The sequence below is a fragment of the Stieleria sedimenti genome, assembly GCF_025060895.1.
In the GTDB taxonomy this organism is placed as follows: Bacteria; Planctomycetota; Planctomycetia; order Pirellulales; family Pirellulaceae; genus Stieleria; species Stieleria sedimenti.
In genome coordinates this window covers 1-12,590 of record NZ_JANZKV010000229.1, presented here as the reverse complement: position 1 = coordinate 12,590, position 12,590 = coordinate 1, and the positions used below count along the sequence as shown (strand labels likewise).

The following is a 12,590-nucleotide window of genomic DNA, read 5'->3' as shown; positions in this document are numbered from 1 at the left end:
GGGGCAAGACGATGGGGTGGCCAGGGGGGTAGCGGGATACTTCTTGCGTGTTATTGTTTTGCCCTCATCGTTTTGCCACCTTCCAACTCACAACGAGAGGTGTCGCCATGCCCATCAAGGTTGACTCAGAAATTCAGGTTCTTGACCGTGACGAGTTCCAGTCATTCGCATACCGAGTCATGGGAATCATCTACTCCGCTCACAATGAATTCAGTCGTCTGATCGACGAGACTCCATTCAAAAATATCATTCGTCGGCGTTGTGAACTTGCGGGCGTGGCGCCCGCTCGGCAAGAAGTCGAAATCAGAGTGTCGCACAAACACTTTTGTAAGTCGTACTATATGGATCTGCTTCTGGGCCACGCGCTGATGGTGGAAGCAAAAACCGTTGATTATCTGACGCCTGCTCACGACGCTCAAACAATCAACTATTTGCTTCTCTCGGGGATGAAACATGGATTGTTGGTGAATTTGCGAACGCCTCGTGTCCAAAAGCGTTTCATCTCGACCAATCTTGATTCAGCAGCTCGACACCGATTTGCGATCGATACCAAACGATGGCGAGGCGTCAATGATGCGAGCGTTAGACTACGAGAGGTATTGGAAGATCTTTTGAATGATTGGGGCGTATTCTTAAGCGCATCTCTCTATCGTGAAGCCACGTTGTTTCTGCTCAAAGGATTCCAGAGTGGATCGAGGCGCGTTCCGATCTTTGACGGGAACTTCCAAGCTGGAATGCACGACGTGTTTTTAATCGACACTGACACAGCAATGGCCATCACAACGCTCACCGATGGCGATGCAGAGATGGAGACACAGCTAAAAAGACTGCTGTGCCATACAAGCCTTCGTTGTATCCAGTGGGCGAATCTAAACCATCACGATGTGCGAATGGCAACACTTGAATGATGACTTCGGTTGTTGCCCAATCGTCTTTCCTATTGTTTTGCCCCCATCGTTTTGCCTTGCCCGCACCCGCCATTGCCTAATTCTTCGTTCTCCGGCGTCGGTCGAGCCAGGTTTTGTATTCCCAGCGGTCTTTCCAGTCTTCCAGGTGGGGTTGGTAGTCGGGGCGGTCGACCCAGAACATGGGTTGGGGATGATCCGCCGCGACGCGGCCTTCGGGGTAATCCTGGCCCGCTTCGCTGGCGTCGGTGGATTCGAGCCAGTTGCGAAGTTGGCGGCGGAGCGTTTGAAAACGCTGGGGATGTTGCTCGGCGACGTTCGTGGATTCCGCCACATCGTTTGCCAGGTGGTAGAGTTCAAACGCGTCCTTCTTGAAATCTTGGGTCAGCAGTTTCCAGTCGCCGTCGACCACCGCTGCGGCGGATTTGTAGCGAAAGAAAATCGGTTCGGGGCGATGGCGCTGAGTTTTCGACGGCCCGCTGAACAGCGGCGTCAAACTGATGCCGTCCCGTGGGCGTTGGGGCGCGGGATGTTCGGCGGCGGCGAGCTCGAGAATCGTGGGCATCATGTCCATCACGCTGGCCGGATAATCGGTTTGTCGTGGAGTGACCGTACCGGGCCATTCGATGATGCCCGGTACCCGCAAGCCGCCTTCGAAAATCGTGCCTTTGTTCCCGCGCAGACCGCCGGTCGTCGGCGGCGTGATCTTGGGTAACCCGCCGTTGTCGCTGCAGTACCAAAACAGCGTTTGCTTTTCGATGCCCAGCGTGCGCAGCCCGGTACGCAGGGCGCCGATGCTGCGGTCCAGTGCGACCAGTTCACCGTAGTGATGCATCGACGCCTCGTCCAAATCCGAAAACGGTGCGTTGTCTTCGGTCGACGCTTTGAAGGGAGAGTGCGGTGTGCCGTACCAGATGACGGTGAAGAACGGTCGGTCGGATGCGGATTGGCGTTCGATGTGCTTGAACGCTTGCTCCATGATCACGTCCGACGAATCGCCCCGGTAATCTTCAAACTCTCCTCCGCGGCTGAGCAACGGATCGCGGTCGAAGAAGTTGGTTACCGACAGCCAATGGTCAAAGCCGAACGTGCCGGGATGAAACTTGTCGTGACGCAGGATCGGTGCGCCGGGACCGCGCAATCCGTTCAAGTGCCATTTGCCGAAGTGGGCGGTCTGGTAACCCGCGTCGGACAGCACTTGCGGCAACGTGATCTCTTGGTGACGCAAGGCGTAGCCGTGTTCGGGAACGCCGACTCGGTAACAGGACCGTCCGGTCAACACGGCGGCGCGGGTGGGCGAGCAGACCGGGGCACCGGCGTAGAACCGATCGAACCGCAGTCCGGATTGGCTCATCGCGTCCAAGTTCGGTGTTTGCAGCCGCGGGTGTTGGTTGTAACCGGTTTCACCCCAGCCTTGATCGTCGGCCATCACCAAGATGATGTTCGGTCGTGCGGCTTGGGCCGCAGCGGGAAGCAACGCCAGGATCAACAACAGGTAACGCATCACGGGCTCCGGGGCAGGGAAGGGCAGGGCGGAGCCGTAGTTTAACCGCTACCGAGACCGAAAGCCGAGGATTCGGGCCCGCGGGGCGAGCCCGCCGGTGGCGATCGGTTGGTCCAGCAAGTAGCTGCCCGTGTTGCCGGCCTGGTCGGTGGCGTCGACACGCAGATAGATTTCATGGGGCAACTTTGGATCGGCCGGCCAAACGTACAGCCCGTCGTTGCGAAGCCCCGCGGCGATGGTCGTCCACGGCCCGTCGATCGAATCACTGAACGCGATCGCGACCGGGCGGTTCATCAGGTTTTCATCGCTGCACTCATAGCGAATGATCAACGACCCTGTGCGATCGCCTTCGCCGTATCGCGCCGAAGTGATTTTGATTTTGGGCAACGTTTGGTCCACGATCACCGCGATATCGGGTTGATCGCCGGGCAACGGGCGTGGGCTGGCCAAGCCGTTGTTGCCGAGCACCACGATTCGAAACGCGAAGACGCCTTCGCCCTTGGTTTCGATGTCAAAGGGACTGGTCCGATCCGGGTCGGCGCCCCATCGCTTCCAAGTCCGCCCGGCATCCAGACTGCCGTACAACTCGACCGCTTCGACTCCCGAGGCGCCGACGGCTTCGAGTTCGTATTCCAAGCTAAAACGATTGGAGTTGCTCCAGCGAAACGGAACGGTGCGGGCCAGTTGAGCTCGGTCGTAGCGTTGTTGTTGCTCGCGGCTGAGTTGTTCGGCACGCTCGGCCCGGTCACGCCGTTGATCGTCCGGCGTGCTGCTCGGTGCCGGCGTCGGAATCTGCTCCGCGGAGGGACGGCCTGATTGCTGATCAGGCGTCGTCTGGGATCGCGGGGTGATCGGCCGCAAGGCTTCTTCGAGTGTCCGCGATCGCTGGGACGTGGCTTCGTCGTCCGCCTCCGCTTCCGGCAGCGGGATCGACTCGGTGATCGGATCGCCGGGCGATTTCGGTGGGGCAAGGTTTAGCGTCGGCGCGTCTGTCGTTTCCGGCGTTGGGGCGGGTGTCGGCAATGTTTCGGGCGTCGCCGCGGGTGCTTTCGGGGCTTCGGCGGGCGCTGGTTCGGGCTGCGGTGCCGGCAGCACCTCGATGCCTTCGGGCGTCAGTTTGGCGGTCAGTCCCGACGCGGGCAACGTCATCGGACGCGACGGGTTGCCGGGTCGGTTGGCTGCCGGCGAGTCGGCTGCGGGTGTTGCTGCCGCACCCGCCGCTGTAGGCTCGATCGGTTTCGTCACCGCTGGGGCGCTGGCGGCGAACGCCGAACCGAAGGATTGCAGCGAACGTCTCGTGGTCGGGGCGGTGGTGGGGGCCGTGCCGCGGACAGACGTGCTTGCGTTGCCGGTTGATCGCAGCGGACCCGATCCCGGTGACTGCAATGCGGCGCCGCGAGTGGCTGTATGCGGAAGCGACTGCGGGGAGGTCTGGGCCGTTGACGACGGTGATGATTGGTTGTCGGCCGTCGGGCCGAGTCGAAAGCTGGGCGGATCGCTGGGGCCGGCGACGGTTTGGATGCGCAGCTGGTTCGGTGACGCGGCCATCCGCGGCAGCTTGGTTGCCGCCACGCGGGGGCGACGGAACGTTTTCGATTGGACCGACGCGTTGCCGATCGAGTCGGTGGCTGTGACGTGGACGGACATCTGTTGCCAATCTTCGGCGGGACGAATCGAAAATCGGCCTTCCTGATCCATCGATGCGTTGGGGACCGTGACCCACTGGCGTCTGACATCGGTCGCGTACAGCACGCGGAGCGTGGCGACTTGATGGGGATCGGTCAGTTTTAATTGCGCCGACAGAGTACCGTCGACGTCGGCACCGGCTTGAAGATCGATCGCCGGTCCGGTCGTGTCGATGAAAATCTTGCGTTCCGGCGAGAGCGTTTCTGTCGGCTGGGGGGGCGCGTCCAAATCGGTCGCGTGGGTGAACCAGTAGTCCCCATCGGCGGTCGCTTCAAAGTGGAATTGTTGAATCGGCAGAGGCTGCTCGGCGGCCTGGGCCCACGTTTGTCCGCGGTCGGAGGAGACGTAGAGCCGCACCATCGTCGCACCGCTGTCCCGTTCCATCTGAAATGGGATATCAAAAACCCGAGATGTGAGGACAATGGCGTCCGGGTCGACCGCGACGGCCGGAACGGCAACGATGGCAAACAGGGTCCACAGCGAGATCGACAGTGGGACGCGATGGCATTCCAGCATGCGTACCACCGGCTGACGGCGGGGTGTCGCCGGGATGAACGGGGGGCGATGATTGATCGCCCGGACGAATTGGCGGAAAACGCCCATCGGATATGCCGGAGTCGAAAGAAACGGGTGTACCTCATCTTCCGGTTCGGCAAAATGAAGGGCCAAGCTTGATGGGGAAGCAGGAAAAGTTCATGATTCAGTATCAATATGATGTGGTGGTGATCGGGGCAGGGCATGCCGGAACCGAGGCGGCTGCCGCGGCGGCTCGCTTGGGCGCGCGGACGGCGCTGCTGACGACCAATTTGGATACCGTCGGGCAGATGTCCTGCAATCCGGCGATCGGTGGTGTCGCCAAAGGCCAGATCGTCCGCGAAGTCGATGCACTCGGCGGATTGATGGGGCACGCCATTGACGCGACCGGGATTCAGTTTCGACTGCTCAATTGCCGCAAGGGGCCGGCGATGCACAGCCCCCGAGCGCAAGCCGACAAAAAGGCGTATCAGCAATACATCAAACACGCCATCGAATTGCAGAGCGACTTGGATCTGCGCCAGGAAACGGTCGAAGATCTGTTGACCGAGACCACCGCCGAGGGCGAGCGGATCGTTGGGGTCCGCGTGCGGGGACAGGCGGAGTATCGCGCGGCGGTGGTGGTGCTGACCACCGGCACGTTTTTGTCAGCGATCATGCATACCGGCGAATCCAAAACCGCCGGCGGCCGCGCCGGAGAGGGAACGACGACGGGGATTAGCGGCGCGCTGAGTCGATTGGGATTCCAAATCGATCGATTCAAGACGGGCACACCGGCCCGTTTGAATCGCCGGACGATCGATTATGCCAGCCTGGACGAACAGCCCGGTGATGACCAACCCCAACCATTTTCGTTCCTCAACGATTCCTTGTCGGTCGATCAGGTGCCCTGTCACATCGCGATGACCAATGAAGCGGTGCACGAACTGATTCGCGCCAATCTCCACCGCGCGCCGATGTACAGCGGACAAATCAACACGCGCGGACCACGCTACTGTCCTTCGATCGAAGACAAGGTCGTTCGCTTTGCCGATAAAGCCAGCCACCAGCTGTTCCTCGAACCGGAAGGCCATCACACCGAAGAGGTCTACGTCAACGGCATCTCGACCAGTCTGCCACGCGATGTTCAGGACGGGATGTTCCGGCTGATTCCCGGATTGGAGCGGGCAACCATCATGCGTTACGGATACGCCGTGGAGTATGACTATTGTCCGCCCACGCAGCTCTGGCCGCACCTGGAATCCAAACGGGTCTCGGGGCTGTATCTCGCCGGCCAGATCAACGGCACGACCGGATACGAAGAGGCGGCCGGACAAGGGTTGATCGCCGGTCTCAATGCGGCACGGCAAGTCGCCGGAAAATCGACGTGGGTTCCGACGCGAGATCAAGCTTACATCGGCGTGTTGGTCGACGATCTGGTCACCAGCGGCACGGACGAACCCTATCGAATGTTTACCAGCCGGGCGGAATATCGGTTGCTGCTGCGGCAAGACAACGCCGATCGCCGATTGACGCCCGACGCCGACGCGCTCGGATTGGTCGATGCCCAGCGCCGCCAGACGTTTGCGACGAAACTTGCCGACATCGATCGGGCGATCGAGTTGCTCGGGTCGGTGCGGATCAGCACGCCCAAGGGTGACGTCAAGGGCGACGTCTACCTTCGCCGCCCCGAAGTCGATTGGGCAAAAATGTGCGAGTACATTCCCCAGCTTGCGACCATCGGCAACCAGGCCGCACAGCAAGTCGTTTACGACATCAAATATGAAGGCTACGTCAGCCGGCAACGCGACGAAGTTGCCCGCCAGCAGCGGATGCTGAAAAAGAAAATCCCCGGCGGATTCGATTATGCCACGATTACCGCGATGCGAAACGAAGCCAAGGAGAAACTCAGTCACATTCGGCCCGTCTCGCTCGACCAGGCGCAGCGAATCAGCGGAATCACGCCGGCGGATATCGCGTTGTTGCTGGCCTATCTCGAAGCCCCGTCGTCAAGGTGATGCAATCGCCCTCGAATCGACTGGGCTGATCAAACGCCAGAGAGGGCCGGCGGCTCGCGAAAGTCTTGACGGGCTGTCGATTTAGTTGGGATCTGCTGAGTCTATAACGACAGCCCGTTGACGACTTCCGCTACGATCAACGCCGCCACTGACACAATCAACGTCCCACGCTGGTCGCTGGCTGTTCAAAGTTCGCTGGTAACCTATCTTGACCTGTCCTGTGGATTCGGTAAGATTCGTCGGTCGGGCAAGATCGGCAAGCTTGAGGGTTTCGGAGTTTGCTGTTACTTACGTTTTTGACGCAAATTGGCAATGAAATGCTCTTGTGCGGAAGCGTGGGGGTTTTGCTAAAAGAAGCCTGTCGTGCTGGTTTGGTGACCGGCACAAGAGTGTTGGCGAATGCTAGCACGGAAAGACATGGAACAGGGTGAGGCTTCCACGAAGGCTCACTCGCGACAAACGCACAGGTTGGGAAACGGCTCGTCCTGCAGGGAGGATGGTTTCTGCGATGACCACGAAGACGGTCTTTACGACAGGCGAAGCGGCTAAAATCTGCAAAGTCAGCCAGCAGACGATCATTCGTTGCTTTGACAATGGTTCGCTGAAGGGCTTCCGGGTGCCGGGAAGCAAATTTCGACGTATTCCGCGTGAACAGCTCTACCTGTTCATGAAGGACAACGGGATACCGACCGACGCGCTGGAGAGCGGCAAGAAGAAATTGTTGATCGTCGATGACGACCAGGATTTGGTCGAATTGATGAAAGACGGCTTTGAACGCGACGGGCGATTCGACATCCGCACGGCGAACAACGGCTTTGATGCCGGGATGGGCGTCAAGGAATTTCGACCCGATCTGGTCGTGTTGGACGTGATGTTGCCCGACATCAACGGCAAAGAAGTCTGCCAACGGGTCCGCAGCGATCCGGCCTTGGACATGGTCAAGATTCTTTGCATTTCCGGGATGGTGGAGCACAACAAGGTCGACGCGCTGCGTTCCGCCGGTGCGAACGATTTCATGCAGAAACCGTTTGCGATCGACGACTTGGTGTTGCGATCTTGCGATCTGCTGGAAATGGAACGCAAAGTCCCGAATTAGATGAATGCGGTGACGAGTCTCCGCGACCAATCGAATGAATTCCCGTTTCCGGGCTCGGTGTTAGAGCTCGGCTGGTGGGGTGTTCTGCCGCCCATCTCGCGCGAGGACCAACGCTGGTGGTTGCCGTTATCGGACACCGCCATGGTCGCGATCTCGACGGCCATTTCGTCATCCAGTGCCGGCTGGGGGGACGTCAATCCGCTGGCCGTGCGCCGGGTGACCTCCGCGTTTCTCGAAGATCCGCCGTTCTTGCTGTATGCCTTGTTGAGCTGGCCGGGCGATGAATTTGTGTCCGCGACGGAGCTGGCGGAGTGGTTCATCGGTGCGGCACCCGCTGCATTCGCCGACGGCGAGTGGATGCTTGCGGCGCCGGAGATCACCAATGCGCACCAGCATCGTTGGTCCCGTTTATTGGCCCGCAGCCGAACGACCGAGCCGAACGATTGGATTGCCGGAGCGGCGGAGTGGTTACAGGTTTTGGGGCCGGCGATCGATTCGGAATGGATCGAGCATGTGCCGGCGGTGATTTGGGACTGTGTCTCCGAGCCGAAACGAAAAATCGAGGGCAGTCGTTTGTTGCAGCAACTGGCGCGGGCTCGGGAGCGCGAGTTGGTGACTCAGTCCAGCCTGTCCGCCTTGGCAGAGAAACGGAAGTTGGCTGCCGCGAAGCAGTTGGCTTATGGATTGAGCCATGAAATCAACAATCCGCTGGCGAATATTTCCGCCCGGGCACAACAGCTCGCGCGAGAGGAATCCGATCCACAGCGTCAGCAATCGCTTCAGCAGATCGTCCAACAGGTCTATCGCGCCCATGAGATGATTGCCGGATTGATGTTTTTCGCCAATCCGCCGGAGGTCGATCGGGAACGTGTCGATTTGAACGCGATGGTCGAGGCGGCTGGAGCGGAGTTTGCCGCGGTCGCTGCGGAATTCGACATCCGGTTGTTGGCGGAAACGTTGCCAGAGCCGGCGATGGTGTCGGTGGATCGGTCGATGATTCTGGAATCGATTCGAATCTTACTGCGAAATTCGATCGAAGCGATCGGCAGCGGCGGGACGGTCGTCTTGTCGATGGAGCGTGTGGATGACCCGTCGCGGGATCCGCAGTGGTTGATCCATGTCGCCGACAGCGGTCCGGGGCTGAGCGTCGAAGCGTCCAAGCATGCCTTTGATCCATTTTACAGCGGTCGCGAGGCCGGCCGCGGGTTGGGGTTGGGGCTGTGTCGAGCTTACCGAGTCGCCCAATTGCATGACGCCACCATTCGGCTTTCCGGCGGCTTGGCCGGTTGTGTCGCCACGATCGCGATCCCGGATTGATCTGCCCGCGCTGGTGTGCAGGCTTCAGCCGCCCACTGTGGCTGCTCCGCAGCGAGCGGGAGATCGCCTGAAGGCTGGACACCAACGTGTGCCCGATTCCCCTTCTCGATGCCCGGTGGTCGATCGGCGGATGATGGTCGATAATTCGTGCCTGTCATCCATCTGGTCGTAACGAGTCACCCCCTTCATGCTTGATTCTGCTTTGGAAGTGCTGCGATTGCAGGCTGCCGGTGAGGCATCGGCGGTTGAAATCGCCGGACGCGCGCTGGACGCGATCGAGGCGTCTCAGTCGACGCACAACGCTTACACCCATGTCGATCGTGCGTCGGCGCTCGCGGCCGCCCGATCGGTCGATGCCAAGCGTGCCTCCGGAAAGCCGCTGGGGGCGCTGGCCGGTGTGCCGGTCGCCGTCAAAGACGTGTTGTGCACGTCCGACATGCCGACGACCTGCTCGTCGGAAATGCTGCGTGGGTTTCGTCCGCCTTACGATGCGACCGTCGTCGAAAAGCTCCGCGCCGCCGACGCCGTGATCGTCGGAAAAACGAACATGGACGAGTTCGCGATGGGGGCGAGTACCGAAACGAGTGCCTTCGGGATCACCAAGAACCCCTGGGATACTTCACGCACCCCCGGCGGCAGCAGCGGTGGCGCCGCCGCGGCGGTTGCCGCGGGGACCGTTCCGCTCAGTCTGGGCACCGACACCGGAGGCTCCATCCGTCAGCCCGCGGCGTTTTGCGGCGTGACGGGATTGAAGCCGACTTATGGTCGAGTCAGCCGATACGGGTTGGTGGCCTTTGCCAGCAGTTTGGACCAGATCGGTCCGATGGCGTGGTCGGCCGACGAGTGTGCGTTGTTGATGAACGTGATCGCTGGGTTCGAGCCGCGGGATTCGACGTCGCTGGACCAAGCCGTTCCCGATTTCACCTTGGCGACCGAATCCAATGACCTGCGTGGTGTGCGAATCGGCGTGTTGCGTGAATCGTTGCAAGCCGAAGGGATCGACGAATCGATCCGAACCGCGGTCGCGCACGCGATCGGTGTGTTTGCGGAACTCGGGGCCGAGATCGTTGATGTGGATCTGCCGCATCGTGAGTATTGGGTTCCGACCTATTATGTGATCGCGCCGAGCGAAGCGAGCAGCAACCTGTCTCGTTACGATGGGGCGCACTACGGACATCGCGCCGGCGCAGAGGTCAAGGATTTGGTGTCGATGTATTGTCGCAGTCGTGCCGAAGGGTTTGGTGCGGAAGTCAAACGCCGCATCATGATCGGGACCTATGCACTGAGCGAAGGTTATGCCGACGAGTACTACAACAAAGCGCTCAAGGTGCGACGGTTGATCCGGGGCGATTTTGACGCCGCGTTTTCGCAAGTCGATCTGTTGTTGGGACCGGTCACACCGACACCGGCGTTTCCGTTGGGAGACAAGATTGACGATCCGATCCAGATGTATCTGTGCGATCTGTTCACCGTCGGCGCGAATCTGGCCGGTGTTCCCGCGATTTCGTTGCCGGGCGGATTCGATCCTTCGGGATTGCCGATCGGGATTCAACTGCAGGCCCCGACGTTGGAAGAGAGTCGCTTGCTGTTTGCGGCATCTGCTTTTCAATCGGCGACTGATTATCACACCCAACGACCGACTCAATAAACGATGTCACAGCTACCGACCACGACGATCATCGGACTGGAAGTCCACGTCCAACTGAAAACGGCGACCAAGTTGTTTTGCGGTTGCAGCACCAAATTCGGCAGCCCGCCCAACACACAAGTCTGCCCGGTTTGTTTAGGCTTGCCCGGCGCGTTGCCGGTGATCAACGAGCACGCGATCGAGCTGGCGATTCGAGCGGGGTTGGCGATCAATTGTGATATCCCGCCGCTGACCAAGTGGGATCGCAAACAGTACTTCTATCCTGATTTGCCCAAGGGTTACCAGATCAGCCAGTTTGATCTGCCGATCTGTGCCGACGGGTGTTTGGAGATCGCCGACCCGGCCGATGACGATGCCACGCGAAAGATCGGGATCACCCGCGCGCACCTGGAAGAAGACGCCGGCAAGAGCATGCACGACGAGGCGGCCGGCCGCGCCGACAGCCGCATCGATCTGAACCGTTGCGGCACTCCGCTGTTGGAGATCGTCAGTGAGCCGGATTTGCGAACGGCCGAGGAGGCGTTGGCGTATCTGACCAAGTTGAAAGAGATCATGACACACCTGGGCGTTTCCGATTGCGAAATGCAAGAGGGGAGCCTGCGGGTGGATGCCAACGTCAACTTGCACATCGACAAACATGGCGAGCGGATTGCCACGCCGATCGTCGAAGTCAAAAACATGAACAGCTTTCGTAACGTCGTCGCGGCGCTGCACTTTGAAGTCGATCGACAGTATGCCGAGTGGGAGGAAACGGGCAACACGATCCAGACCCACGGCAAACGCACCTTCGGCTGGGATGACGTCAAAGGGGTGACGTATCCGCAACGTGAGAAAGAAGAATCTGCCGACTACCGCTATTTCCCGTGTCCAGACTTGTTGCCGGTCCGAATCCCCAGCGAACGTGTCGAAGAGATCCGCGCGTCACTCGGGGAGACGCCCGAAGAAACACGCGAGCGATTGCAGTCGCAGTACGGCATCAAAGCCTACGACGCCGACGTGATCGTTTCACAAGGCCGCGGCATGGTCGAGTACTTCGATACCGTCGCGATGGCCAGCGGCGAGGGAAAACGGGCCAGCAGCTGGATCCAGCAGGACGTGATGCGAACGTTGAAAGAGCAGGGCGGGGACATCGAATCCTTCGGCGTGGCGGCCGAACAGCTCGCCCAACTGCTGTCCAAAGTCAGCAGCGGAGAACTGACCAACGACCGCGCCCGCGACGTGTTCAAGCACCTCAGCGAAAACGGCGGCGGCATCGACGAGGCGATCAAGGCCTTGGGGATCGAGGCCGTTGATGATTCGGAAATGGAAACCCTGGTCAAGGAGTTGCTCGCGGCCAATCCCAAGGTCGTCGACGATGTCAAAAACGGCAATCAGAAAGCCGTCGGTTCGTTGATCGGTCAAGCCCGTGGCAAAAACCCCAACGCCAATCCGCAAAAGGTCCGCGAGATCGCGCTGCGGTTGATCGATCAGGCGTGAGTCGGCGTGAAAGAATGGATGGGCAATTGCCGGAACACAGCGAATCCTTGAAAACCCACGGATAGCAGCGCGAACCCACGGATGTAAAGCAGCCAGGGATCCGTGGGTTCGCGCTGCCATCGGTGGGCCGATGTGTTCCCAGGGCGGAGCCCTTCACCGTGAACGATTTTTTGGCATTGGGCTTGCGTCCAATGTCACGTCCGTTGGCTCTAAAGGTGTTAGCGGAACGGCGCGAGCCGTCCGGTCGCGCTTCAAAAACACCGTGAAAGACCGGAGGGCTCGCGCCCTACCGCTAACAAAAACACCCCGCAAGGTGTTAGCGGAACGGCGCGAGCCGTCCGGTCGCGCTTCAAAAACACCGTGAAAGATCGGAGGGCTCGCGCCCTACCGCTAACAAAAACACCCCGCAAGGTGTTAGCGGAACGGC

At 60.0% G+C, this 12,590-nt stretch carries 8 protein-coding genes; 6 read left to right on the top strand and 2 right to left on the bottom strand.

Annotated features, from left to right (window positions below; all coding sequences use genetic code 11):
* Nucleotides 1-107 precede the first annotated feature (107 nt).
* Nucleotides 108-908 carry a GxxExxY protein gene (locus tag NZK35_RS27090; protein ID WP_259635650.1) on the top strand — a complete coding sequence of 267 codons (801 nt, stop codon included), beginning with the start codon at nt 108-110 and terminating at the stop codon, nt 906-908.
* A gap of 76 nt (nt 909-984) precedes the next feature.
* On the opposite strand, the gene NZK35_RS27085 is transcribed toward NZK35_RS27090, so the two are convergent.
* Nucleotides 985-2,409, bottom strand: a complete 1,425-nt coding sequence (locus NZK35_RS27085; RefSeq protein ID WP_259635649.1) for a sulfatase-like hydrolase/transferase — start codon at nt 2,407-2,409, stop codon at nt 985-987.
* 48 nt (nt 2,410-2,457) lie between these two features.
* Nucleotides 2,458-4,698: a hypothetical protein gene (locus NZK35_RS27080; protein ID WP_259635651.1), complete on the bottom strand. Its 2,241-nt coding sequence runs from the start codon at nt 4,696-4,698 to the stop codon at nt 2,458-2,460.
* 92 nt (nt 4,699-4,790) lie between these two features.
* On the opposite strand from NZK35_RS27080, the gene mnmG reads away from it, so the two are divergent.
* From mnmG to gatB, 5 genes are all read left to right on the top strand, one after another.
* Nucleotides 4,791-6,626 (top strand): tRNA uridine-5-carboxymethylaminomethyl(34) synthesis enzyme MnmG, encoded by a 1,836-nt coding sequence (gene mnmG / locus NZK35_RS27075; RefSeq protein WP_259635648.1) that lies wholly within the window; start codon nt 4,791-4,793, stop codon nt 6,624-6,626.
* A gap of 508 nt (nt 6,627-7,134) precedes the next feature.
* Nucleotides 7,135-7,722, top strand: a complete 588-nt coding sequence (locus NZK35_RS27070; RefSeq protein ID WP_259635647.1) for a response regulator — start codon at nt 7,135-7,137, stop codon at nt 7,720-7,722.
* Nucleotides 7,723-9,039, top strand: coding sequence for a sensor histidine kinase (locus NZK35_RS27065; RefSeq protein ID WP_259635646.1), 1,317 nt, complete (start codon nt 7,723-7,725; stop codon nt 9,037-9,039).
* A 187-nt stretch (nt 9,040-9,226) separates the two neighbouring features.
* Nucleotides 9,227-10,687 (top strand): Asp-tRNA(Asn)/Glu-tRNA(Gln) amidotransferase subunit GatA, encoded by a 1,461-nt coding sequence (gene gatA / locus NZK35_RS27060; protein ID WP_259635645.1) that lies wholly within the window; start codon nt 9,227-9,229, stop codon nt 10,685-10,687.
* Between the two features lie 3 nt (nt 10,688-10,690).
* Nucleotides 10,691-12,163, top strand: a complete 1,473-nt coding sequence (gene gatB, locus NZK35_RS27055; RefSeq protein ID WP_259635644.1) for an Asp-tRNA(Asn)/Glu-tRNA(Gln) amidotransferase subunit GatB — start codon at nt 10,691-10,693, stop codon at nt 12,161-12,163.
* Nucleotides 12,164-12,590: the final 427 nt, after the last annotated feature.